The sequence below is a fragment of the Candidatus Polarisedimenticolaceae bacterium genome, from assembly GCA_036376135.1.
GTDB lineage: Bacteria > Acidobacteriota > Polarisedimenticolia > Polarisedimenticolales > DASRJG01 > DASVAW01.
In genome coordinates this window covers 1-24,534 of the sequence record DASVAW010000085.1, presented here as the reverse complement: position 1 = coordinate 24,534, position 24,534 = coordinate 1, and the positions used below count along the sequence as shown (strand labels likewise).

The window sequence follows — 24,534 nt, the reverse complement described above, 5'->3', positions numbered from 1 at the left end:
GGCTTACCAGCGGATCCCGAAGGTCACCGGGACCCACGACGCACTGTTCTCGGTGTCGACCCAGTGGTAGGTGGCTTCGAGGTACAGCTCGGCTCCGCTGCTCAGCTCGAAGGTCACGCCCCCGCCGGCGTTCAGGCCCCAGTCCCAGGAGTTGCCGGACTCGATGACGTACTGGCCCTCCACGAGCGTCGGGTAGCAGTAGCCCCAGTACCAGTCGCACCAGTACCCGGTGCCGTACCCGTTCTCGGAGAGGCCGTACTGGTTGTAGTAGATCCCCACCCCGCCGACGAGGTAGAAGCCGACCTTCCCCTTGTTCGAGGGGTTCCACATGAGGTCGACCGTTCCCGACCACGAGCGGACGTCGCCGTTGTCCGGCGCTTCGATGGTGAGCGGCGAGCCCGGTTCCGTGTCGATCAGGTTGAGCACGTCGCGCTTGATGTCGAACCAGTCGACGCCGAAGTCGAGGCGGAGTCCGAGCGGACCGCTCGGCGACATCCAGGTCGCGCCGCCGTGCAACGCCCATCCGCTCTCCACGGTGTCGCCGGCGTCACCCTGCGGGAAGGCGGGGCCGAACCCGACGTGCCCGACGACCGGCTTGTCGATCGCGGCCTGGGCGTTCACCGCGCAGCACAGCGCGAGCGCCGCCGGTCCGAGGGCAATTCTGAGGGACTTCGGTGTCATCTTCTCCTCCGATGCGTCGTCGCGACCCGCGACGGTTTATTCCGATTCCTGCTTTTTCTGCTTCTTTTGTTTCTGCTTCTGCTTCTCGACCATCGTGAGGCGCTGCGGGCCCGTCGACTGCGGAAGCGACTTCACCTCGAGCCGCCCCTGGGCGTCGAAACCGGCCTCGCACGCCGCCAGCAGGATTCCCTCGCCGGGACCCTCGGCCGGCACGAGGAATTCGAGGATTCCGATCGGGTAGTCCATGGATCGCGTGTTCCGCATCGCTTCGCCGATGAGGATGGGACGGTCCGTGGCGAGGCGCACCATGCGCCCCTTCTCCGTCTCCCACGTCGACGCGACGCGGATCGCGTGGCGGAGGTTCGAGTCGATCTGAAGGTACGCGGCCGGTTCCACCTTCTCCATCGCATCCGCCAGCGCTTCGGACCCGCCCTTCGCGAGGGCGTCCCGAAGGGGGATCTTCTCCTCGTCGGTGGACCACCGCAGGATGCGGACCGTGAACCGCGCCATCCCGCCGCCGGCCGGAGCGTTGATGACCTGCACGAGCCCCTGGTAGACCTCGATCGGCGGCGGCTCCTTCGCGGCGAAGGACGGCGACGCCGTCAGGCACGCGGCGACCAGAACCGCGGCGGCTCTCACTTGAGTTTCAACGAGACCGACATGCCCGGCACGGTGACCCCGCCCACGGCGATGCTGAACTTCTTGTCGTCCTTGGCCTTGATCTCCACCTTCTCGTCGTTCTGCTCGACCTTGTAACCCTCGCCGAGGGAGACCTTGAGGTTCTTGGCGAGATCCTCGGCCACCTCCTTCGGCTTCATCTTCTTGGCGACGAGTACGGTGATGGTCACCGGCGTGCCCTGCGCGGGGGTGAAGACGACCTCCATCTTGCCGTCGCCGTCCGCCTTGCCGTCGATCGTGATCTTCGCTTCCTCGGCCATCGCCACCGGCGGGACGGCGGCGGGCGGGGGCGCGGGAGTCGGCGCGGGCGCGGGGGCGGGCGCAGGCGTGGGCGGCGGAGCCGGCGGCTCCTGGGCGATCACGGCGGACACGAAGAGGATCGCCGCAGCGGTGACGAGCGCGGATTTCACGGTGAGCTTCATGGTCTTCTCCTGTGGGGCTCTTGGAGTGAACGCGGAGATCCTAGTACGCGGGCGAGGGCGGGGAATCAAAACCAGTAGTTTTTCGGATGTCGACCGCCGTCGACGCGAGGGGGATAATCCCCCGGCGGCCGTGTCGGCCGAGGGAGGTCCGAGATGAAACGGCGTGCGGTGCTCCTGATCGTGTCGGCGGCGCTGGCGACCTCGTCGGCCTCCGCGGACAACCTGGCCGGCGCGAAGGCGCTGCTGTGCTCCGCGGTCGAGGCGTCGGTGTGCGTCGCGATGGACGGATGCGAGTCCGGTCCGGCGACGTCCTGGAAGGTCCCGCAGTTCCTGGAGATCGACCTCGCCACGAAGAAGCTGAGCACGACGGCGGCGAGCGGCGAGAACCGCTCGACCGTCGCGAGCGTGCTCGATCGTCGCGACGGGGTGATCACGCTGCAGGGGATCGAAGGCGGCCGCGCGTTCAGCTTCCAGATCCGCGAGGACGACGGCACCTTCACGGGTGCGGTCGCGCGCGAGGACCTCACCGTTTCCGTCTTCGGCGCGTGCACGCCGCAGACCCGTCCGTAAGGAGAGAGGGCGATGAACCTCGGGACGATCGGAATCGCGGCGGTCGCGCTGGTGGCGGCGACCTCGGTGTCGGCGCAGGCCCCGGCGGCCCCCACCGGCCAGAAGACGCTCGCGGCCACCATCAACGTCTACGTCTTCCCGACGGCCGGGCAGGACGCCTCGCAGCAGTCCAAGGACGAGGGCGAGTGTTACAACTACGCGGTCCAGAGCACCGGGACCGATCCGTTCGAGCTGGCCAAGCAAGCCGACGCCGCCAAGCAGAGCGCGGCCGCGACGACGCAGCAGACCGCCCAGGCGACGCAGGGCGCCGGCGCGAAGACCGCGGTCAAGGGCGCCGCCGCAGGGGCGCTCATCGGAGAGATCGCCAGCGACGACGCGGGGAAGGGGGCGGCTTACGGGGCCGCCGCAGGGCTCATCGCCGGGCGGAGCCGGGCGCGCGGCGCCCAGAAACAGGCCGAGGCGCAGGCCAGCCAGCAGGTCGCGCAGGCGTCCACCGCCACCGCCGAGGGGACGGCGAACTTCAAGAAGGCGTTCAGCGTTTGCCTCGAAGCGAAGAAGTACATGGTGAAATTCTGACGGGTGCCGGCCGCGGCCCCGGCGGTCGTGCGCAGGCCTTCCTGTGCGCGACGCTGGCGGCGATGCTCGCCTCCTCGACGGGGTGCGCCTACCTCGAGATGGCCCGGCGCAAGGCGGACCTCAAGCGCGAGGTCGCACAGACGCCGCGACCGGACCTCGTGCGCGAGCTCGCTCCCGAGGGGTGCTTCGCGTTGACCTACCGGCTCGCGGAAGGGGACGCGGGGACGCGGCCCCGAGCCGCGGTGGCGGTCGCGGACGTCGAGGGGCGACCGCACCTGGTGGCGACGCGGGCCGTCGTTCCGAGCCTTCCCTGGGTGAGCCTGCTGCTCCCCGAGGGTGCGTACCGCGTCTACCTGCTCGAAGATCGCGACGGCGACGGCTTCTGGACCGAGGGAGAGGTCGTCGCGGAGAGCGCCCCGGTCTCCGTCGCGGCCTCCGCGACCGTCGACGGCTTCGTGATCGACGGCGGGAGTCTCGCCGCCCGGCCGTCGGTCCCGCGAACCCTCCCGGTTCCCCTGCGCGCGGCTGCGGTGAACACCGGCGCCCTCGCGTCGTCGCTCGACGACCCGATCTTCGATCCCGAGCGCGGAGAGCGCGGCCTCTACGACCCGGCGGGATTCCTCGCGGAGATCCAGACGAGCTTCTTCGGCCTCGAGCCGATCGACCCGTCGAAGACGATCGTGGTCTTCGTGCACGGCGCCTCGGGGACTCCGCGCGACTTCAAGTCCCTCGCCGCCGCGCTCGACCGGACGCGGTTCCAGCCGTGGTTCTTCTACTACCCGTCGGGGATGCCGCTGGACAAGCTCGGGGCCGGGCTCGCCACCTCGCTCGCGACGGCCGCCGCGAAACACGGTTCCAAGCTGCGCGTCGTTCTCGTCGCCCACAGCATGGGCGGGCTCGTCGCGCGTTCGGCGCTCGGCAGACTCTGTGAGAACGGCCGGCCGGCGTGGCTTCGCTCCTACGTTTCGTTCGCGGCGGCGTACGGCGGGAACGACGCCGCCGCGACCGGCGTCAAGCGCGCGCCGGTCGTCGTGCCGTCCTGGCGCGACCTCGCCACGGGGAGCGAGTTCCTGACGAACGTCCTCGCGAAGCCGCTGCCGAAGGACCTGCCGTTCCTCCTCTTCTTCGGATGGGGGCTCCCCGGCAAGGAAGGCCCGGACGGCGCGGGGGACGGCGTCATCGCGCTGAAGAGCCAGCTCGAGCCGCGCGCGCAGGAAGAGGCCTGGCGGATGCACGGCTTCCCCGAGAGCCACGTCGGCATCCTCGAGAACCCGGAATCGGTGCGGCTCTTCCGCGAGTGGCTCGACCGCTGAGGCTCAGGGCGTCGGGACGTCCCCCGAGTCGCCGCCGCCGTTGACGGCGACGACGAGCCAGTAGCGGTCGAGGCCGTTCGCGTTCTCCTCCGCCGCGACGTGGAACGCGGCGGTCGACGTCGCGCCTACCGAGAACCCGCCCGACGGGCTCGCGGAGCGATAGATCCGGTAACTCGTCGCCGCCGCGTGCGTTCCGTCCACCGGCGGAGGCGTCCAGTCGAGACGCACCCCTTCCGCGTGGCGCGACGCGGTGAGCGTGTTCCCGACCGGGTTCGGGCGCTGGGCCGCGGGGGGGGTGAAGGTGTCGCACAGGTAGGTGAAGCCGTAGAGGCGCACGTCGTCGATGAGTCCCTCGACGAGGGTGTCTCCGGGTGCGCCGAGGAGCTTCTCTTCCTTCACGCGCACGCGGATCTTCATCTGCGGCGACGCGGCGACGCTGACCGGGACGCTCGCGGCGACCCAGCCTCCGGCGCCGGCCTCCAGGCGCTCGACCGTCGTGTAGCTCGCGCCGTCGTTGTTGGAGAGCTGGATCTCGAAGAAACTGGCGTCGAACGCGGTCGGCGTTCCCAGGAAGAACCAGCGCGCGTACTCGAGCGTGAGGTTGTCGCCGGCCGTCGCGTTGATCGTGGGCGATTCGAGCAGCGCCTCCAGGTCGACGTCCCCGTCGCCCGGATCGAAGTTGCCGTTGGTGTTGGGATTGCCCGTCACCCACGCGAGCACGTCGGGGGTCGCGCCGTGGTCGTCGGCCGGTTGGGCGATCGCCCCACCGTCGAGCGAGACCTGCTTGGGATCCTGGCGGACGAAGCGGTTCGCCGTCTCGGTGCCGCTCGCGACCCAGCCGCGATCGGATTCCATGTCGTCCTCGAAGAACACCGAGTCCTGGCGCAGGCCCACGCGCACGGAGAAGCCGGCGTACGACTTGTCCCCGCCGCCGCTGAACAGCCGCAGCTTGAACCGGACGTTCTGGCCGCATCCCTGCTTCACCTTGAAGGTGAAATGCGGCGCGGTCGACGCGGCCGTGGAGCTCCCCGCGATGTCCGGCCAGAACACGACGTCGTCGACGACGTCGACGTCCGGCGAGGTCGTGCTCACGATCCCCCAGACCCCCGTGGCGGGGGTCGCGTTCTTGTTCCGCAGGACGATCGTCGCGGTGAGGATCTCCCCCGCATCGGCGTTGCCGTCGTTGTTCCCGTGCCCGGGGTTCGCGTCGGAGACCGAGTGGCTCTCGTACCCGAGGGGACCCGCGACTGCGGCGACCGCCTCGTAGGCGTCGATGCGCCCGGAGCCGAACTCGTTGTCCTTCCCCGGGGCGCCGAGCTCGATCGCGGTCGACTCGAGGGTCGACTTGATCTCGTCGTGGGTCAGGCTCGGGTTCGCCGAGACCATGAGCGCGACGGCTCCGGCGGTGTGGGGCGTCGCCATCGAGGTCCCGGACATGAAGGTGTACCCGGAGCAGAAATTGTGGCTCTTCGTGTCCACCCCCGGCGCCGAGACGTCGGGCTTCACGAGCCCCGGCGGGAACGGATGGTCGTTGAACGGGGCGACGCCCTGCCAGGTCACCGGCCCGCGCGACGAGAAACCCGCGATCGCGTCGGCGCAGTCGGTCGCGCCCACCGTGATCACGCGCGGGACGTCGCCGGGGGTGCGGACGTTGTCGGGCTCCGCGCCTGCGCCTTCGTTGCCGGCCGCGATGACCATCGCGGTGCCGAGGTTGATCGTGTTCTCGGCGTTGTTCCGCCACGTGGCCCGGTCGGGGTTCTGGTTGTGCGGCCAGCCGAGGCTCATCGAGATCGCGTCGGCGCCGTTCTCGGCCGCGTACTGCATCGCGCTCCAGACGTCGACCTCGTCGGCGAAGGTCACGCCCACGCGCACCGGCATGATCTTGACGCCGGGCGCGACGCCGGCCTGCGTGCCGGAGGTGCCGTCGCCGCCGACGGTCCCCGCGCAGTGGGAGCCGTGGCCGTTGGAGTCGTCGTTGGGGTTGTTGTCGTTGAGATCGAAATCCCAGCCGATGAAATCGTCGACGAAGCCGTTGCCGTCGTCGTCCAACCCGTTGACGTCGGCAGGATCCATGACGAGCCCGTTGTGGTCGAGGTCCTCGCCGGGGTTCACCCAGATCTGGTTCGCGATGTCCGGGTGGCCGTAGCAGACGCCGGTGTCGATCACGGCGACGACCGCGCCCGCCCCGGTGATCCCGAGCGAGCTCCAGACCTCGGGGGCGCGGATCTTGTCGGTGCCGCACTCGATCTCGTCGGTGCCGATCGTGGTGGTGGGCGAAGCCCGGTCGAGCTTCGACGCCGGGGCGCGGCCGCCGAGGAAGACGTCGCGCTTCGGGTTCCAGTTGACGTGGTCGACCTCGGGACGCGCCGCGATCGCCCGGATGAGGTCGGGGGGGAGGTCCGCTCCGACGACGCTCGTGAGCCAGAGCGGGCGCACGCGCGCCGCCCGGCCGGAGGCCTCGGCGCTCCGCACGAGCTGGAGCACCGCGCGCTGCCCGTCGATCGCAACCGACTTCAACCGGGTGACGAGCGCGGCGCGCCTGTCGCGCTCGGCGTCGTGGCGGTCGGCGATCGCGCCGAGCTCGGCGGGGGTCGCCTGGGCCTTGAAGACGATCGAGACCGGGACCTTCTCGTCGGCCGCCGCCGCCGCGAGGACCTCGGGAAGCGGCTCGCGAAGCGTGCCGGCGAGGACGGGAAGGCTCGAGAACACGAAGGCGCCGACGAGGATCGATCGCATGATTCCCCCCGGGAAGGTGATCCGGACTCCGCCGTTCCGATTACCGTGAAGCGGGAGAGGAGTCAATCGGAATCCTCGCGCGGGTGGACCAGGCTCCGGCCGATGGATCGGGATCGCCGCCTCCGTGACACTCGCCGAACGGGATGTGGTCGAAGGCCGCGAGGTCGAGGTTACGGGCAGCCCGTGAGGGGGCTCCTCGGCGCGCCGCCGCTTCCGTTCCCGTATCCGCCGTTCCCGCAGGCGTTCTGCGCTCGGACCAGGTAGTAGAACCCGTCTCCCGGCGCGGGCTCCGGCCTCGGATCCGCCCAGCTGGTCGCGGTGACGTCGTCCGCGAGGCACGTCGCGGCGCCCGCGTTGCCGTCCGCGCGCAGCGCGGCGAGGTCGGAGCCGGCGACGTCGTACCGCGCGGAGGCGCCGAGCGAGCCCCACGCCACGGTGGTTCCCGCGAGGTCGTCCACGAGGACCCCCGCGACCTCGGACGGAGGCCCGGCGAGACTCGGGTCGAGGGGCGCGCAGTCCGCGGCGTCGGGTGCGCCGTCGCCGTCGTCGTCGCCGTCGCAGAAGTCGCCGAAGCCGTCGAGGTCGAAGTCCTCCTGGAGGGGGTTCGCGTCGAGGTCGCAGTTGTCGCAGGCGTTCCCGCGGGCGTCGCCGTCCGGGTCGGCCTGGTCGGCGTTCGCGGCGCTCAGGCAGTTGTCGCACGCGTCCCCGACGAAGTCGCCGTCGAGATCGGTCTGCGTCGGATTCGCGGCGAGCGGGCAGTTGTCCGCGAGGTCGGGGACGGCGTCGACGTCGGAGTCCCGGCTTGCCGGCGGGCACGTGACGGGGGGGAACCGGTCGACCCCCTGGCTCGTCCGCCCATGGGACGACTCGCCGCAGAGGTTCTTCGCCGAGACCAGGTAGAAGAAACCCTGCCCGGGCGCGGGGATGGTCGCGTCGTCCGCCGTCGCGTCGGGCGACTCGGTCTCGAAGCAGGACTCGTCGTACACCCAGGGCGACTGCAGCGTGCCGCGATAGACGTTGTACGCGTGCCCCTGCGCCGTGCGGGTCCACGTCAGCCGTCCCCCGCCGGTCTTGTCGAGGTGCAGGTCGTCACCGACCCGTTGCGGGAGCGTCGTCACCCCGCGTCGCGTCGGCGCGCAGTCGCCGAGATCGGCCACGCCGTCCGCGTCGTCGTCGAGGTCGATCCAGTCGGGGCTGCCGTCGTCGTCGATGTCGGAGGGGAGCTCGTAGCTCCCGAGGTCGGGGCCGACCGGTCCCGTCTCGTTCCCGTCCTGCGGGACGGGGACGCCGTCGAGATCCTCGGTGGGGGCGTCGACGCTCGAGCCCACGTCGATGACCGGGCTCGAGACGAGCAGGTGATAGTCCCGTGCCCCGGGGGTTCGGCTCGAGTACACGGGGTCCAGGTCGACGTTGGAGGCGACGCCGATGTAGTCGCCGTCGGTCTTGCTCCCCCCGACGTTGTTCGGCGTGTTCCCGTGGATATCCGTGAAGACGATCGTCGGATCGGCCCCCGTCTCGACGAAGAGGGCGCCTCCGGTGGACGGGGTGGTGCCCGGCTGAGCGTCGTTGAACGTGAGGAGGTTGTTGACGAGGCTCGCCTGCGCGGTTGCTCCGGTTCCCGGCGGGTAGGCCATCACGCCGCCGCCTCGGCCCCCGTTCCCTCCCGTCTCGAAGGCGATGTTGTCCGCGATCGTGTTGTTGCGGATCGTCGCCTCGGAAGTCGAGAGGGCGAGGGCTCCCCCCTCGTACGCCTCGTTCTCGACGAGGAGGTTGCTCTCCGCGATGCCCCGCGACGGGTCGACCGGCGGGTGCGACTGCGCGTCGGGATTCGATTCGCCGAACAGGAGGCCCCCCGCGTAGTCCGCGGCGATGTTCCCGCGGATCACGTTGCGTCGAATGGTCGCGAAGGTGTTCGACCAGCCGCTGTACACGGCGATCCCGGCCCCTCCGGCGACCTGCTTGTCCGAACCGTCCCCGACGAGATTTCCCGTGATCGTGTTTTCGGTGATGACCGGGGAGGTCTGGAATCCCGCGTAGATCCCGCCGCCGAAGGCGAGCGACGGTCGCGGGTTGGTTCCGGCGGGGGGGTTGGCGACGTTCCCCTCGATCAGGTTCTTCGTGATCGTGGGGGCGGCGGTGGTGCCGACCCCTTGGATGTAGATGCCGGCCCCATAGAAGGAGATCGTCTGGTTGCTCGAAGGCGCGAGGACGTTCCCGACGATCTCGTTGCGGGTGATCGTGGGCGATGAGCCCAGGATCGTGATCCCGCCTCCGATCTGGATGTCGCATCCCCCGTCGCAGGTCTGGCGGAGTCCCGCGCCGCCGACGATGCGGAACCCCTCGACCCGGCCGTTCGCTCCGGAGGGGAGATAAACGGTCGAGCACGGGCTCACGCTGCTCACCGCGCAGTTCACGTCGATGCAGGCCTTCCCCGTGCCGTTGATCGTCGTGACGGCGGGGCCGTCCGTGGACTCGAGGTCGACCGCCGCGAACAACCGCACGGCCTCGTTGTAACTGCCGGGCAGGACGCGGACGAGGACTCCTCCGGGATCGTTGCGGTGACGGCAGATCGCATCCTGGATCCTGCAGTAGGGGTCGGCCTGGGTGCCGGTTCCCTGCGCCGGGCACGACGCGTCGTCGACCCAGACGGTCGACTGCGCCGAGGCGGCAAGCGATGCCGCGGCGGCAATGGCGACCAACGTCACGAGACGTCGCGCACGTGCGGGCCCGTGACCCACAGGTCCGTCCCCCAACCTGCCGTGCAAGTCCCCCCCTCAGGGCGCCCGCAGACCCAAGGCCTATACGTCGGGAGTCGCCCTGCCGCCAGCGGAACTCGCGCCCGCAAACCGCCATGAATTCGAGGCACCTCATGCGGGTTCGTGTCGGGCACGCGGACCCCCTCGGACACGACGAGGTTCCGGTTCGCTGCAACCCGCCCTCGATTCCCGCGGTCAGGCTTGATTCCGTCGCCGGATCCGGGTAAGCAGGGCCCGTCCAGGAGGAGGCCAACCATGCGAACGACGTCCCGAGTGTTGACGGTGTCGACGGTCCTCGTGCTTGCCGCATCCCTCGCGCAGGCCGGGGAACGCAAGCTCAACCCTTACACCCCCGGCGTGAACGGTGTGACCGCGCCCAAGGTCATCGCCGAATCGGCCCGGCCGGTCGCGCTTCCGGAAGACGGGAGCGCGGGGAACGGCGCGGTGCTCACCGTGTCGACCGTCGTCCGCAAGGACGGAAGCGTGGCCGAGGTCCGCGTGCTCGACTGCTCGGTGAAGGGCGCGGGGCTCGAGGCCGCGGCGGCTGCGACGATCCGCGAGTGGCGCTTCGAGCCCGGCACGTGGCGCGGGATGGCGGTCGATACCGTGAAGACGATGCAGATCCATCTCGGTTCCGCCGCCTCCGCCGCCGCCGAGGCCGCGACCGACGGAATCCCGGTCGCCGCGACGCTCGGCGGCCCCGAATTCGACCCGATGTTCGCGACCCTCAAGCTGCCGGGATCCCGCGGGCCGCAGGCGCAGCTCCCGAACGAGACCGATCCCCAGTACCGTCGGCCCACGGTCGTGGAGAAACCCTCCTGCCAGCAGGGTGAGACCTGCCTCTACGAGAAGGCGCCGGGGACGAAGGACTCCGTCCGGCTCGTCGGCATGCCGATCGTCGCCTCCGGGGGCGGCAAGTAGTCGATCGCGACCCGGGACGCGCCGCGGTCCGACCGCGGTGCGTCCCGTCCCTTCAATCCGCCCTCACCGGCCCGCGCATCGACCCCAACGCACGGCAACTTCCCGGCGGAGCGGCGCGCGCGGCCCTCACTCCCTCGGTCTGGAGCCGCCAGATCGCCCGAAGCCGGGCGCCGCTCCACAACTCGGGCGAGCGGGTGGCGAGGCGGAGATCCTCGTAGAACGCATGCAGGGTCGGGTCCGCGATGCGGTTCTCCCCCGTCGCGAGACTCTCGAGGTACCCCTCGGGGGGCGTCCGATAGAAATGGCCGGACTTCCAGCCCCGTCGCGGTGCGGGAACACACGTCGGCAGATGGGACAGCAGGGGATCGGTGAGGGCGCAGTAGTCCACGACGTGTTTGGCGGGCCCCGCGGCGAAACCGAAGAACCCGATCGGCTCGCCCCCCCGCGGACCGCCGACGTGAATTCGCTCCGGTTGCAGCCGGAATTGGAGACCGGAGGCAAACCACGGGTGCTCGGCGAGCGTCTCCGCCTCGCTCCGGCCCAGACTCACGTGCGGACCCTCGCGATGGACCAGGGCGTTCGTGTCGATGTGGTTCTCGTGCTGCGCCGGAAGCCGGTAGAACGCGCCGCCCATCTTCCACGGCGCCATCGGCGCCGCGAGGTTGAACACCGCGAGGGCCGCTCCGAGCGCGACGGCGCTCCGCCGGGACGGCCACAGGCGGGCGAGAACCAGGAACGCGAGGAAGAACGGAACGGAGAACAACCGGCCCGCCATGTGCGTGGCGGAGGCGTTCAGGAGGATGAAGACGGCGTAGACCGCGCAGCCGGCGAGGACTCCCGCCGCGACGCGGTCCCGCCGCAGGTAGGCGAGCCAGGCCGCGCCCAGCGCGCCCAGGTGGGACAAGGTGTCCCAGGCGAGGCTGTTGCCGAAATACGCGTAGCCGCGTCGGAGTCGCAGGTCGAGCGGCAGCTCCACCGCCGCCTTCGCGTAGTAGGTGTTCGGAAGCGGAAACCCGAAGTAGAAGGTCGCGAACGCCACCCACAGGAGTCCGGGGAGGCAACCCAGCGCGGCCGCGAGGAGCGCGGTGCGTCCCAGCGTCACGGCGCTCCGCCAGGTCAGCCAGCCCGCCGCGGGAAGGCACAACAACACCGCGTCGTGCCGGTTCAGGAACGCGAGCGAGGCGAGCGTCCACAGGATCGCGACGCCGCGCGGCGTCGGGGCCTCGTCGACCCGGCCCGCCTGGAGCACGAACGCCGCCACGATCAGGTAGGCCAGGGCGTTCTCGAGCCCCGACGACGTGTAGTCGGCGACGGTCTTCGAGGACACGACGATGCCGACGACGAGCGCGAGCCGCCAGGCGGCTTCGGCGCGTCCGAACGAGCGGCGCGCGACCTCGAGCGCCGCGAGGCATGCCGCGAGCGACGTCGCCAGGGTCGACACGAGGAACTCCCGGGTGACGGCGTGCACGCCGGTCATCACGAACATCCAGAGCGGGTGCGTGAAGACCTGGACCCGCTCTCCGGGGTTCCAGGTCAGGCCGAGACCGTGCACGAAGTTGTCGATCACGCGGAAGGTGATGAACGCGTCGTCGACGATCCAGGTGTTGCGGAGGAACACGGCGACGAACAGCGCCGCGGAGCCCGCGACGAGCAGTCGGGAGGCGTTCGCGCGCAGCGTCGTGCCGAGCATGCCGCCGCATGATACGGGAACGCCGAGGGGGGGCGCTCAGGCCCTCCGCCGGACGGTGAGGAATCGGCGCCAGCCGACGGGATCCACCTCCGCCGCGCGTATCTGGGCGAGGCAGCGGTCGCAGAAGCGCTCCGACTTGAGGTCGACCTCCTCCACCCCCGCGGAGCTCGACATGACGCAGCGGGTCATCGGGCAGTGCAGCAGGCCGAAGTTGTGTCCGATCTCGTGCACGGCTTCCTTCACGAGCCGGTCGAGCAGCAGGGTCGGATCCTCGGGGAGCCCGTAAGGCTCGTTGCGCAGCCGGTGGATCGACACGATGGCCGCGCGTCCGCCCAGCTGCGCCTCGCCGAGGACGAAGGTCAGCACCGGCACGAACAGGTCGACGCCGGCGACCCCCAGCACGCGCGTGTGCGGCGCCGCGTGCAGCAGGTGGGCGAGGAGCACGCGCGAGTTGTATTGCCCGCGACCCGCGTCGAAGGCGACCTCGGGATCGAACGCGGGGGGGTGTTCCTCGCACACCAGGCCGAACGTCCGTCGCAGCGCAAGGCCCAGCGGACGCAGGAGCTCGGCCTTCTCCCCCAGGAAGATCGGGACGAGATGCAGCGCTTCCACCGGGACTAGCTCTCGGCCTCCGCGGACGACGACCCGCCGCGGGCGAGGCCGTACTTCTTGATCTTGTTGTAGACGGTCACGCGGTCGACGTCGAGGATCTCGGCCGCGCGGGTGATGTTCCAGCTCGTCTGCTCGAGGACGGAGGCGATGTGGTGGCGCTCGACGTCGGTGAGCGCCGCGCCGGGGGCGGGCGCGGCGGCGCGTGGACGCAACGGCAGGTCGTCGGCCTCGATCGTCGGCGGCGTGCCGACGACGACGGCGCGCTCGATCGCGTTCTGCAGCTCGCGCACGTTGCCGGGCCAGTCGTGCGCGGCGAGAAGCTTCATCGCCGCGGACCCGATCGCCGTGAAGGGCTTGTCCATCTGCTGCGAGAAACGGTGGAGGAAGTGCTCGGCGAGGATCGGGATGTCCGAGCGCCTCGCCCGCAGCGGCGGGGCCTCGATCGTGAAGACGTTGATGCGGTAATAGAAATCCTCGCGGAACCGGCCGTCCGCGATCGCCTTGTCGAGATCCTCGTTCGTGGCGCAGATGACGCGGAAGTCCACCTTGACCGGACGGGTCCCGCCGATGCGCGTGAACTCCTTGGACTCCAGGACGCGGAGCAGGTCCACCTGCATCTTCGGCGGGATGGCGCCGACCTCGTCGAGGAACAGCGTTCCTCCGTCGGCCATCTCGATCTTCCCCTTGCGCCGGTACTGCGCTCCGGTGAACGCGCCGCGCTCGTGGCCGAACAGCTCGCTCTCGAGGAGGTTCTCGGGCATCGCGCCGCAGTTCACGGGCACGATCGGGAAGTACATCCTCGGGCTGTTCGCGTGGATCGCCCGCGCGATGAGCTCCTTGCCGGTGCCGCTCTCGCCGCGGATGAGCACCGTCGCGTCGGTTTTCGCGACGTGATGGATCAGCTCGAGGACCTTTCCGACGGCGGGGCTCGAGCCGATGATGCTCTCGGCGCCCGCGAGGGCGGCGATCGTGCCACGGAGCTCCCGGTTCTCCTGCGTCAGGCGCCGGTGCTCGAGCGCGCGCTTGACGAGATGGCTGAGCTCGTCGGGGTCGATCGGCTTCGTGACGTAGTCGAAGGCCCCCTGCTTGAGGGCCCGCACGGCGGTGTCCACCGACGCGAACGCGGTGATCATGATGACCGCGATCTTCGGGTCGACGTTGTGGATGTGCTCCTGGAGCTCCATGCCGTCCATGCCCGGCATGCGGATGTCCAGCAGGATCACGTCGAACGCCCGCTCGCGCATCAGGTGGAGCGCCTCCGCGGCGTTCGCCGCGGCGGAGACGTCGTAGCCGTCCTTGCGGAACCAGCTCGTCATCGAGTGGCGGACGGCGTTCTCGTCGTCGACGACGAGGATGGAACCGAGCATCGAGCTCATCGCAGACCCCTTTCCTGAGCCGCTCCGGGGCGCGGCTTGCGCGGCAGGCGCAGGCGAAACACGCTCCCGCGCCCGGGGTTCGACTCGACGTCGATCGTCCCGCCGTGCCCCTGCACGATGCCGTAGACGACCGCGAGGCCGAGCCCCACGCCGCTTTCCTTGTTCTTGGTGGAGAAGAACGGTTCGAAGATGTGGGGGAGCACCTCGGGGTGGATCCCCACGCCCGTGTCGGCAACGGCGACGCGGACCTCTTCGGGGTCGTCGTCGACGCGGACGCCGAGCTCCCCGCCGGCGGCCCCCGGCCCGCTCATCGCCTCGACGGCGTTCACGATCAGCGCGACCAGGGCCTGCTCGATCTGCGCCGCGTCGCCGACGACGACGGGGTCCACGGCCTCGAGCTCGCGGCGGAGCTCGATGCGGCGCATCTCGAGGTGGTGGCGGGTCAGCGCGAGGCTGCGTTCGGCGACCTGGTGGACGTCGAACGGCGCCCGCTCCGTCCCGCTCCGGCGCGAGAAGAGCAGCAGGTCGCGCACGATGTTCCCGCACCGCGCGCATTCGTCCTGGATCAGGCGCAGCCACTCCGACATCTCCTGCCTGGGCTCGGGCGCGATCGGGTGCGAGGGGAGCTCCCGCTCGACGAGCCTCGCGAAGGTGAGGATGCTGCTGAGCGGGTTGTTCAGCTCGTGCGCGACGGTCGCCGCGAGCTTGCCGAGCGAGGCCATCTTCTCCATGTGGAGGACCTGTCGCTGCGTGCGCTGCAGCTCCTCGGTCTTCTCGACGACCTTCTCTTCGAGGCGGCGCGACCAGTGCACCGACTCCTCCCGCGCGACCTGCAGATCCTCCGCCATCGTGTTGAACGCCGCCGCGAGCTCGGCGAGCTCGTGCCTGCCGGACACCTCGATGCGCGTGTCGAGATCGCCGCGCGCGATCCGCCGCGTTCCTTCCTGGAGCCGGAGCACCGGCCGGTGCACGACCCGGTGGATGAACACCGCGGAGATCGCGCCGGTCACGAGGATCAGGCTCGCCATCGTCCAGATGGTCCGGCGCCGCGCCGCCCGGAGGGTCGACTCGAGCGGCCCCGACGACATCTCCACGTCGAGCACGCCGACGATGGGCTGGTCGGCGACGTTCCGGTGGCAGGAGGCGGCGACGCACGAGGCGTCGTTCGGGATCACGGAGAGGTGGCGCAGTCCCGGCCCGTTCGAGGTCCTCTCGGGGGGGCGCACCCCGGAGGCGTGGCACAGCGAGCACGGCGCTTCCGTGCGGGCGACCCGCCTGCCGACCTCCTCGCGGCTCGAGGACATCGCGATCCGGCCGTCGGGGCCGAAGATCCGGACGGCGGTGATCGTCGAGCCCCGCGCGAGGCGCTCGAGCGCGCTTTGCACCTCGCTCTTGCGGTTGAGAAGCATCGCGTCCTGCGTGGCGCGCCGGATCAACGCGCTCGTGTGCTGCCCCTCGGCGAGCACGAACGAGTTGAACCCGGCCTCCGCGGACCGGAAGCTGATCACGGCGTAGGCGGTGAGGGCGACGCCGACGGTTCCGAGCAGCGCGAGGAGGAGCCTTACGCTGAGGGATCGAACTCCGGCGATGTGGCGCATGACCACGACCCCGGGGGCCGGCGCGGACAGGAACCCGACGGTACCACAATGGCCGGGGCGCTGCGAGATTCGACGGTGGTGTGGAGGATCTCAACGGCCCGCCGCGGCCCGAATACCCGGAAAGCCGCCTGCCGCAACGATCCCGGCCGTGGTCCCGGCCTTGCAGCACGACGCGTCGACCCGGGAGGGCGAACGATGTCGCGCGCTCCGGCCCTGGCTGCTCCGGCCCCTTGCATCTGGATGAGCGCCGGACTCGTCACCTACAAGCTGTGCGATCGCGCCTTCGACTGCGAGCGCTGCCCGCTCGACCTCGCCCTCAGCGGCGCGGGGCGGGAGCCGGAGCAGCACGAAGGGGCGGGCGCGGTCGAGTTTCCCGACGACCTCGCCTTCGCCCCCGGCCACACGTGGCTGCGTCCCGCGGGGGGAGAGGCATCCACGCGGTTCCGTTTCGGCATCGACGCCCTCGCGGCGCTTTTGGTGGGGCGGACGGCGGGGTTCCGCTGCGACGCCGACGACCGGCTCGTCGCGGCGGGGGAGACGCTGGGAACGCTCGACGTCGACGCGGGCGCCCTCGCGCTCGCCGCGCCGATCGCCGGGCGCGTGCGCCGGGGGAACCCGGTGCTCGCAGACGATCCCGCGCTGGCGTCGCGCGAGCCCTACGGGCGCGGGTGGCTCGTCGAGCTCGCGGCGGAGCGTCCGGAGGACGCGGGGGGGCTCCTGCGTTCGGAGACGGCGCGCGAGCAGGCCGCGCTCGATCTCCGTCACTTCCGCCGGCGGATCGCGCTCGAGCTGCTCGCCGACCCGGACGACGTCGGTCCCACGCTCGCGGACGGCGGCGAGCGCATCACCGACGTGCGCCGCCTCCTCGGCCCGGCCGCGTACCTGCGGCTCCTGCAAGAGCTCGTGCGCTGAGGCGGGGTGCGTGATGAATCCTTCAACGGTCGCGTCGAGGAACTCAACGTCGGCGGCGTCGAGCGCTTCATCGCGCTCCGTCGAAACACGTCGCCCGCGCCCCTTTCGCGCCCGCGTCGCGGTGGTCCGGGCCGTGCAATAGGAGCGGCCCGGGGCCGACGCGAAAAGGTCCCGAGGAGGTCAGCCATGGAACACGCGAGAACCCGCTTCAAGGACGCCTTCACGATGACGTCGTACATGCTCCTCGTGGTGATCGCCCTGCCGATCCTGGCGGTCGCCGCGTTCACCGCGCGCTTCGTCGTCCTCGGGATCCTCCTGCTGGCGCTCCCCGCGGGGATCGTGGCGTACGCCGTGAGCCCGAAGGTGCGCGCCTGGTTCGGCGACGTGGAGGGCGACGAGCTCCGCTTCAGCGGGCTTCGGCTCGCCTCCGACGTCGCGCTCCACCCCGGCCACGCCTGGGCGCGTCGCGACGACGGTGGCGTGACCGTGGGCGCCGACGATCTCGTGCAGAGCGTGCTCGGCCCCATCGAGGAGGTCGCCCTTCCCCCGAAGGGCCGCGAGGTCCGTCGCGGCGAGCCGCTCTTCACGCTGCGCCGCGGAGGCCGCAGCATCACGCTCCGTTCCCCGGTTTCCGGCACCGTCGAGAGCACCAACGACGCCCTGGCCGGCTCCCCCGGTCTCGTGAACGGCGCGCCGTTCGACGCCGGGTGGGTCGTGCGCCTGGAGGCTCCCGCCGGCCGCAGCGAGATGCGCTCCCTGCTTCGCGGGGGTCGTGCGAAGACGTGGTTCCGCGGCGAGGTCGATCGCCTGTTCGAGGCCCTGCAGCCCGCGTCCGCCGTCCCGGCGCTCCCGGACGGAGGCCTCATCGTCCACGAGCTGCACCGTCACATCGACGACGCCGCCTGGTCGCGGATCCACAAGGCTCTCTTCTAGGAGGTGATGTCGTGGATCGTCGATTCTTCTTCAAGGTGGTGGGTGCGGCGGCCGGGACCACGCTGGTCGGTGCCGCACCCCGGGACGCGGAGGCCGCCGCCACGGCCAGCCGGAGCGCGGACGACGCCTACGGCGTTCTGGTGGACCTGACGCGCTGCGTCGGGTGCCGGACGTGCGAGGTCGCCTGTGCTTCGGCCAACGGCCTTCCGGCGCCCTCCGAGGCCGACGACAAGCCGGGAGCGCCGCCCCGCGCCACCAACGACACGCAGTGGACGGTCGTCAACCGTCACGACACCTCGAAGGGCGAGGTGTACGCCAAGTCGCAGTGCATGCACTGCATCGAGCCCGCGTGCGCCGCGGGGTGCCTGACCAAGGCCCTCTTCAAGACGCAGGAAGGGCCGGTGGTCTGGCGGGCGGACAAGTGCATGGGTTGCCGCTTCTGCATGGTGTCGTGCCCGTTCGACGCGCCCAAGTTCGAATACAACAGCTGGAACCCGAAGATCCAGAAGTGCCAGATGTGCTGGGAGCGCGCGAAGGCGAACGGCCTCCCCGCGTGCGTGGAGAACTGCCCCAACGAAGCGCTCACCTTCGGCAAGCGCGGCGAGCTCCTCGAGATCGCACGGCAGCGGATCTACCAGAACCCCGGCCAATACGTCTCGCACATCTACGGAGAGCACGAGGCCGGCGGGACCGCGGTTCTCTACATCTCCCCGGTCGACTTCGCCGAGGTCGGTTTCCGGACGGACCTCGACACCACCTCGTACCCCGAGACCACGCGCGATTTCCTCACCGCGGTGCCGCTCATCCTCACCGCGTTCCCCGCGTTCCTGATGGGCCTGCGCCAGGCCACGGGACGTTCCGCGGAAGCGCAGGACGCTCCGCACTCGGAGGCCTGACATGAACGCCGCCGTCAGCGATGCCTATCACCGCAGGCCGGGCGAACGGTTCTGGCCGTTCGTGCTCCGCCAGTTCCGGCCGTCGGGTCCGCTCGTCACGCCCTTCAACGTGATCACCGTCGGGCTGATGCTCGTGGCCGCCGTGATCCTCGCGTGGCGCTTCGTGTACGGCCTCGGTTCCGTCACCAACCTGAACCAGGACTTCGCGTGGGGGCTGTGGATCGGCTTCGACGTGATGGCCGGCGTGGCCTTCGCGGGCGGCGCCTACGTCCTGTGTTTCCTGGTCTACATCCTGCGGATGGAGAAGTACCACGCGATCGTCCGCGTGACGGTCCTGAACGGCTTCCTCGCGTACGTGTTCTACGCGAGCGCGCTGCTCCTGGACCTCGGGCGCCCGTGGAACGTCGTCAACCCCATCATCGGCAACTCGTTCGGCCTGACCTCGGTGCTCTTCCTCGTCGCCTGGCACTTCATGCTGTACATGGGCGCCGAGCTGATCGAGTTCTCGCCGGCGATCGCCGAGTGGGGCGGCTTCCGCAAGCTGCACAAGGTCCTCACCGCGCTGACGGTGGGGACCGTGGTCTTCGGCATCACGCTCTCGACGCTGCATCAGTCCGCCCTCGGTGCGCTGTATCTGATGGCGAAGCCGAAGGTCCACCCCCTCTGGTACAGCGAGTTCATTCCCGTGCTGTTCTTCGTGTCGAGCATCTTCGCGGGCATGGCGATGGTGATCTTCGAGGGAGGGATCTCGGCGAAGGTGTTCGCGGACCGCACCGGCGACGACGTCAAGCGCTCGCATCACCGGATCGTGATCGGGCTCGCGCGCCTCGCCGGAGGCGCGATGTTCGTCTACCTGTTCCTGCAGGTGGTGCAGTTCGTGCACGAGGCGAAGTGGAACCACTTCGAGGGCGGCTGGGCCGCCTGGTGGCTCGTCGAGATCCTCGGCCTGACGGCCGTCCCGATGGTCCTGTTCATGCTGGGGAGCACCCGGAACAGGATGGGGTTCATCAAGGTCGCCGCGGTCCTGACGCTCCTCGGCGTCCTGCTCAACCGGCTCAACCTCTCGGTGATCGCGTTCAAGTGGTACGCACCGGTCCACTACGTGCCGAGCTGGCAGGAGTTCGTCGTCTCGGCCGCGGTCCTGAGCGCCGAGCTGTGGGTGTTCCGCTGGGTCGTGCGGCGGATGCCCGTCCTCGGCGGCGAGCCGGCGTGGGCGCGGGCCCATGCGACGCAGCCGGCGACGGTCCCGGTCGTCCCGGGGGCGGTTCCCGCGATGATGCAGGCGGAGCGGAGGTAGCCATGGAATTCCTTGCGACCAAGGGACTCGAGTACCTGCTCGTCATCGGGTACCTGCTGCTCTTCATCCCGTTCTGGATGCTGCTCCAGCGCGGGCGTCCCGCCGAGGCCGAGGCCGAGGCCCACGCCGCAGGCGCGGGCGTCGCCGACACGGCCCGCGCGCGCTGGTTCGACATTCCCGAGGACCGCCTCTTCCATCGCGGTCACGCGTGGGCCCGCCCCGAGGGGGACGGCGTCTTCGCGGTGGGTCTCGACGATTTCGCCGGCAAGCTGCTCGGCCGGCCCGACGCGCTGAAGCTCCCCGTCGCCGGGCAGGCGGTCGAGGCCGGCTCGAAGGCCTGGGCGATGGAGATCGACGGCTCGCTGCTCGGCATGCTCTCGCCGGTCACGGGCCGCGTGCTCGACGTCAATCCGGACGCGCTCGGGAATCCCGGCCTCGTCGCCGACGATCCCTACGGGCGCGGCTGGCTCATGAAGGTCCGGGTCCCCAGGGGCGACACGGCGGTGAACAACCTCCTCACCGCCGCGCTCGCCCGCACCTGGACCGACGAGGCCGCCGACCGGCTCCTGCGGGCCGCGTCCCCCGAGCTGGGGACGGTGCTTCAGGACGGCGGCGTTCCCGTTCTCGGAATCGCTCGCGAGGTGTCTCCCGACGGCTGGAAGCGGCTCGCTTCCGAGCTGCTGCTGACCTCCTAGTACGCCGGGACCCCCGGGCCCGTCGTGGGCCCGGGGGCGAACCTCCGCTTGAGTCGCCCCACCCGCCGCGGTTACCCTCTCCCCCATGGAATGGTCGATCGTCGGGTTGAACTTCCTCTACGCCGCGCTGGGCGTCGTGCTGATGTACCTCTCGTACCGCGCGATCGACCGGCTCAGCCCCGAACTCCACTTCCCCGAGGAGCTCAGGAAGGGAAACGTCGCCGTCGCGATCTTCATCGCGTCGATCTTCATCGCGATCGCGATCATCATCGGCGGCGCGCTCAATTGACCCGGGCGCTCCTTGCCGTCGCGCTGCTCGCGGCGTCGGTGCTCCCCGCGGCGGCGCAACACGGCCCCGGCCGGAAGGACGACCGCTACGACCCGCTCTTCCGGAAGTACTCGAAGCGCTACTTCGGCGTCGCCTACGACTGGCGCGTCTTCAAGGCGCAGGCGATCGCGGAGAGCAACCTCTCCCCCGACGCGACGAGCCGGGTCGGCGCACGCGGCCTGATGCAGCTGATGCCGGCGACGTTCCGGGAGGTCCAGTCGAAGAACCCCGAGTTCCAGGCGATCGACCACCCCGAATGGAACATCGCCGCGGGGATCTGCTACGACCGGAAGCTCTGGCGGTTGTGGGACGACCCGGCGACCCTCGAGGACCGCCGCAGCTTCATGTTCGGCAGCTACAACGCGGGGCGGGGAACGCTCCTGCGCGCGCAGCAGACCGCGCGCGAGAAAAGCCTGGATCCGTGCACGTGGCGGAGCATCGAGCAGGTCGCCCCCGCCGTCCGGGGCTGGCGCCATCGCGAGACGCTCGAGTACGTGGAGAAGATCGACGCCTACCTCGAGTCGCTCAAGGGAAGATCACCGCCCGGGGAGTCGTCATCGGCACCAGCGCCTTGAGCGCGCCCGTGGCGGTCGAGACCACCTCCACGCCGTCCTCCCGGGGGATCCACAGCGCATCTCCTCGGAACGCCGGGCGACCGGTCAGCTTGCCCAGGGAACTCCCGACGCGCTCGACAGCCACGTTGCGCTCCGCGTCCACCCGGACGACCGCGGTCCCGCGAGCCCAGACCGCGAGGGTCGCCGCGCCATCGGCCATCGGAACCAGCGTCGTCGTGACGCCGTCGCCGACGCCGTCGATGTCGAGGATCTCCAACTTCGCGGTGTCCACCACCGTCACGTCTTCGGTGCGTCGGTTGTGGACGAACAGGTGCGCTCCGTCGGGGGAGATCGCGAGCGAGGGTTCCGAGGCGCGGGGAACGTAGATCGCGTCTCCCATGTGCTCAACCTCGTAGAGAACTCCCACGGGCGCGAATCTCAGAGCACCGAATTCCAGACGCGCGGTCGCCGCAATGGCCAGACTCTGGCCCGCCTTCACGCCGGTGCGTCCGGACGCAAGAGACACCCGGTGCTCCATCGACGCCAGCGCGACCGCGGTGAAGGTCGAGCCCCTCCGCGCCGATACCCAAGCGGTGGAACCGTCGGGCGAGCTGACCACGTCGGCGCCGTCGAACCCCAACGCCGCGCGCCCGTGGATGGAGCCGAACCCGCCGTCCACCTTGAGCAGTTCGCCTCCCCCGAGCACGAGGAAGTCGCTCGATCCGGGAACCGGGAGGACACGCGCGGGCGGGGGCGTCTCGAGTTTCGCGACGACGTTCGCGCCTTCCAGGACGACGACGTGCGGGGAACCCTCCTTCGGCGCCCGCACGAGGAGGAACACCCGTCCCGTCGCCTCGTGCTGTTCCAGCGACGGTGGGTCGAATCCGGCGTCGATCTCCCGAAGGGTGGTCCCGGTCTCCGGATCGAGCACGTACAGCGTCCCGTAGGCGCCGGCTTTTCGCGCCTTGTCGTCGTCGTCGTGACCGAGGCAAAGGACGTAGAGCGCGGTTCGATCCTTGGAGAGCCGCATCTGGGCGGCGCGAGGTGAGAGCTCGCGTTGATTGCGGAGCGCGCCGGAGACGGCGTCCAGGGTCACGAGCCGGGAGGGGACGTTCCGGGACTTCTTCGCGACGTCGTTAAGTGTGGGAGCGCTTCGGAGGACGAACACCGTCCGACCGGACGGCGAGAGCAGCGCGCTCTGGCGCTCGGGGAGGCCGATCACGTACATCGGCGGGCCGAGAGGGATCCGGCCCGTCTGCTGCAAGGTCCGGCGGTCGATCACGGTCACGACCGCCTGAGTGTTCTTCTTCCCTGCCGAGGCGACGAACAGCCGCCCTTCTCCGGGCGCGACGACGAGCGCGTTGGGGTAGGCGGGGAGCGGCAGGTTCGCGAGACTCCCGCGACCGGCGACGTCGACGACCGCGAGCGAGGCCGCGTCTCCGGTCGGCAAGCCGGCCAGCGCGGGCCACTTCCCCTGGTTGAGGACGAACAGCCGTCCCGTCTCGGAGTCGAACTCCGCCCGGTCGGGGGTCCGACCGACCGGCACGGTGCCGAGGGCGGCCGCCGTGTCGGGGTCCAGGAACGTCACGAACCCCTGGCGGTTCTTCCCCTGCGGGTCCTCGTGGAGGACCGCGACCGGCGGGGCGCCGAGAGCAACGACTACCACGAGGAGCGGGACGGGGGCCAGCATGGGCGACTCTCCGGGTTCGCGTAGGGAAGAGGAAAACGATCACGGAGGTTTCGGCCGATCGTGGCATTCTCCCTTCATGCGCACAAGGACTTTCCTGCTCGCCTTCATGATGTCGTCCGTGGCCGCCGCTCCACGCGCGAGCGACGCCCTCGTCGCCGAGCTCGGCCTCGAGGTGTCGCCCGTCGCCTCGCGCGATCTCCCCGGCTGGCGCGTCCCGAAGAAGGTCGTCGCGCCGGGTTCCGACCCGGCGCGGCTGGCGTTCCTGCGCGAGGCCCTTCCCGGGGTCGAGGTCGTCGGCGCGTCGAGCGCGGAGGAGGCGGCGGCCGCCGCCCCGGGCGCCGAGGTCGTTCTGGGTTTCTGCACCCCCGCGGTCGTCGCGGCGGCGAAGGACCTGAAGTGGATCCAGGTGATGTCCGCGGGGGTCGAGCATTGCGTGTCGATCCCCGAGGTCCGCGAGCGCAAGCTCGTGATCACGAACATGCAGCGCGTGATGGGGCCCGTGATCGCGGAGCACGTGATCGGCATGGCGCTCGCGCTGAACCGGGGCTTCCCCGCCTACCTCTCCCGGCAGCCGGCGGGGGCGTGGGACCCCGACGCCGCGCCGGGGCTGCGCGTCCTCAAGGGTAAGACGATGCTCGTCGCCGGGCTCGGCGGCATCGGCACCGAGGTCGCGCGCCGCGCGCACGCGCTGGGCATGCGCGTCGTGGCCACCCGTGCGAGCGGGAAGACGGGCCCCGATTTCGTGAGCTACGTCGGCCTCCCCGACGAGCTGCTCAAGCTCGCAGCGGAGGCCGACGTCGTCGTGAACGCGTTGCCGCTGACCCCGGCGACGACGAACCTCTTCGACGCGAAGTTCTTCGCCGCGGTGAAGCACGGCGCGACCTTCGTGAACGTGGGGCGGGGGAAAAGCGTCGCGACCGACGCCCTCGTCGCGGCCTTGCGCGAGGGGAAGCTCGCGGGCGCGGGGCTCGACGTTACCGAGCCCGAGCCGCTCCCGAAGGACCATCCGCTCTGGCGGCTTCCCAACGTGATCGTCACCCCGCACGTCGCCGCGCAATCCGACCTCGGCCGGGAAACCCAGTGGCGCATCGCGCGCGAGAACCTGCGGCGGTATGTTGCCGGGGAGCCGCTGCTGTCGGTCGTCGACGCGGGGCGCGGGTACTGACCCCGGAGGTCGCGATGGGAATCCTCGACACGCTGGGCATCCGCGCGAAGGCGCCCGCGACCGCGGCGGGGGACACCGAGACCGTGCGCCGGATCGCGGCGTCGCTCGACCGGCTCGACCCCGAGCGCGCGCGTT

At 70.5% G+C, this 24,534-nt stretch carries 22 protein-coding genes; 12 read left to right on the top strand and 10 right to left on the bottom strand.

All coding sequences use genetic code 11. From position 1 onward, the window contains the following. Positions 1-3: 3 nt before the first annotated feature. Genes VF139_08180 through VF139_08170 form a run of 3 tightly spaced genes read right to left on the bottom strand, consistent with a single transcriptional unit; the run spans position 4 to position 1,781 of the window. Positions 4-681 carry a hypothetical protein gene (locus tag VF139_08180; protein ID HEX6851374.1) on the bottom strand — a complete coding sequence of 226 codons (678 nt, stop codon included), beginning with the start codon at positions 679-681 and terminating at the stop codon, positions 4-6. 36 nt (positions 682-717) lie between these two features. Next, positions 718-1,320: a hypothetical protein gene (locus VF139_08175; GenBank protein ID HEX6851373.1), complete on the bottom strand. Its 603-nt coding sequence runs from the start codon at positions 1,318-1,320 to the stop codon at positions 718-720. Then, entirely contained in the window at positions 1,317-1,781 is a 465-nt protein-coding gene (locus VF139_08170) for a hypothetical protein (protein HEX6851372.1), read from the bottom strand. Before VF139_08170 ends, VF139_08175 begins: the two co-directional genes overlap by 4 nt. Positions 1,782-1,934: 153 nt before the next feature. Here VF139_08170 and VF139_08165 point away from each other — a divergent pair, with 153 nt between their 5' ends. From VF139_08165 to VF139_08155, 3 genes are all read left to right on the top strand, one after another. Then, on the top strand, positions 1,935-2,351 hold the full coding sequence (locus VF139_08165; GenBank protein HEX6851371.1) for a hypothetical protein: 417 nt from the start codon (positions 1,935-1,937) through the stop codon (positions 2,349-2,351). A 12-nt stretch (positions 2,352-2,363) separates the two neighbouring features. Further along, positions 2,364-2,927, top strand: a complete 564-nt coding sequence (locus tag VF139_08160; GenBank protein ID HEX6851370.1) for a hypothetical protein — start codon at positions 2,364-2,366, stop codon at positions 2,925-2,927. A gap of 62 nt (positions 2,928-2,989) precedes the next feature. Beyond that, entirely contained in the window at positions 2,990-4,240 is a 1,251-nt protein-coding gene (locus tag VF139_08155) for a hypothetical protein (protein ID HEX6851369.1), read from the top strand. Between the two features lie 3 nt (positions 4,241-4,243). On the opposite strand, the gene VF139_08150 is transcribed toward VF139_08155, so the two are convergent. Both VF139_08150 and VF139_08145 read right to left on the bottom strand, forming a co-directional pair. Then, positions 4,244-6,976: a S8 family serine peptidase gene (locus VF139_08150; GenBank protein HEX6851368.1), complete on the bottom strand. Its 2,733-nt coding sequence runs from the start codon at positions 6,974-6,976 to the stop codon at positions 4,244-4,246. A gap of 170 nt (positions 6,977-7,146) precedes the next feature. After that, the gene (locus tag VF139_08145; GenBank protein HEX6851367.1) at positions 7,147-9,681 is read right to left on the bottom strand and encodes a thrombospondin type 3 repeat-containing protein; all 2,535 of its coding nucleotides are present in this window, start codon (positions 9,679-9,681) and stop codon (positions 7,147-7,149) included. A gap of 306 nt (positions 9,682-9,987) precedes the next feature. Here VF139_08145 and VF139_08140 point away from each other — a divergent pair, with 306 nt between their 5' ends. Next, positions 9,988-10,653: a TonB family protein gene (locus VF139_08140; protein HEX6851366.1), complete on the top strand. Its 666-nt coding sequence runs from the start codon at positions 9,988-9,990 to the stop codon at positions 10,651-10,653. A 52-nt stretch (positions 10,654-10,705) separates the two neighbouring features. Here the strand turns inward: VF139_08140 and VF139_08135 are convergent, their stop codons facing one another. From VF139_08135 to VF139_08120, 4 genes are read right to left on the bottom strand one after another with little or no spacing between them, the layout of a single operon-like run. Continuing rightward, on the bottom strand, positions 10,706-12,343 hold the full coding sequence (locus tag VF139_08135; GenBank protein ID HEX6851365.1) for a hypothetical protein: 1,638 nt from the start codon (positions 12,341-12,343) through the stop codon (positions 10,706-10,708). Positions 12,344-12,379: 36 nt separating this feature from the next. Beyond that, a complete protein-coding gene (locus VF139_08130) occupies positions 12,380-12,955 on the bottom strand; it encodes an archaemetzincin family Zn-dependent metalloprotease (protein ID HEX6851364.1) in 576 nt (191 codons plus the stop codon). A 5-nt stretch (positions 12,956-12,960) separates the two neighbouring features. After that, positions 12,961-14,331: a sigma-54 dependent transcriptional regulator gene (locus tag VF139_08125; protein ID HEX6851363.1), complete on the bottom strand. Its 1,371-nt coding sequence runs from the start codon at positions 14,329-14,331 to the stop codon at positions 12,961-12,963. After that, entirely contained in the window at positions 14,328-15,929 is a 1,602-nt protein-coding gene (locus tag VF139_08120; GenBank protein HEX6851362.1) for an ATP-binding protein, read from the bottom strand. Before VF139_08120 ends, VF139_08125 begins: the two co-directional genes overlap by 4 nt. Positions 15,930-16,124: 195 nt before the next feature. Between VF139_08120 and VF139_08115 the strand changes: the two genes are divergently transcribed. The 7 genes from VF139_08115 to VF139_08085 all read left to right on the top strand — a co-directional run bounded on the left by VF139_08115 (position 16,125) and on the right by VF139_08085 (position 21,565). After that, positions 16,125-16,841 (top strand): hypothetical protein, encoded by a 717-nt coding sequence (locus tag VF139_08115; protein ID HEX6851361.1) that lies wholly within the window; start codon positions 16,125-16,127, stop codon positions 16,839-16,841. Positions 16,842-17,027: 186 nt separating this feature from the next. Further along, entirely contained in the window at positions 17,028-17,774 is a 747-nt protein-coding gene (locus VF139_08110) for a glycine cleavage system protein H (protein ID HEX6851360.1), read from the top strand. An 11-nt stretch (positions 17,775-17,785) separates the two neighbouring features. Continuing rightward, positions 17,786-18,670, top strand: a complete 885-nt coding sequence (locus VF139_08105) for a 4Fe-4S dicluster domain-containing protein (GenBank protein HEX6851359.1) — start codon at positions 17,786-17,788, stop codon at positions 18,668-18,670. A 1-nt stretch (position 18,671) separates the two neighbouring features. After that, the gene (gene hybB / locus VF139_08100; protein HEX6851358.1) at positions 18,672-19,967 is read left to right on the top strand and encodes a Ni/Fe-hydrogenase cytochrome b subunit; all 1,296 of its coding nucleotides are present in this window, start codon (positions 18,672-18,674) and stop codon (positions 19,965-19,967) included. 2 nt (positions 19,968-19,969) lie between these two features. Further along, positions 19,970-20,662 carry a hypothetical protein gene (locus VF139_08095; protein ID HEX6851357.1) on the top strand — a complete coding sequence of 231 codons (693 nt, stop codon included), beginning with the start codon at positions 19,970-19,972 and terminating at the stop codon, positions 20,660-20,662. An 85-nt stretch (positions 20,663-20,747) separates the two neighbouring features. Beyond that, entirely contained in the window at positions 20,748-20,951 is a 204-nt protein-coding gene (locus VF139_08090; protein ID HEX6851356.1) for a DUF350 domain-containing protein, read from the top strand. Further along, on the top strand, positions 20,948-21,565 hold the full coding sequence (locus VF139_08085) for a transglycosylase SLT domain-containing protein (protein HEX6851355.1): 618 nt from the start codon (positions 20,948-20,950) through the stop codon (positions 21,563-21,565). The genes VF139_08090 and VF139_08085 overlap by 4 nt, the downstream gene beginning before the upstream one ends. Here the strand turns inward: VF139_08085 and VF139_08080 are convergent. After that, a complete protein-coding gene (locus VF139_08080; protein ID HEX6851354.1) occupies positions 21,516-23,234 on the bottom strand; it encodes a hypothetical protein in 1,719 nt (572 codons plus the stop codon). The genes VF139_08085 and VF139_08080 overlap by 50 nt on opposite strands. 76 nt (positions 23,235-23,310) lie before the next feature. On the opposite strand from VF139_08080, the gene VF139_08075 reads away from it, so the two are divergent. Further along, a complete protein-coding gene (locus VF139_08075) occupies positions 23,311-24,399 on the top strand; it encodes a D-2-hydroxyacid dehydrogenase (protein HEX6851353.1) in 1,089 nt (362 codons plus the stop codon). Positions 24,400-24,534: the final 135 nt, after the last annotated feature.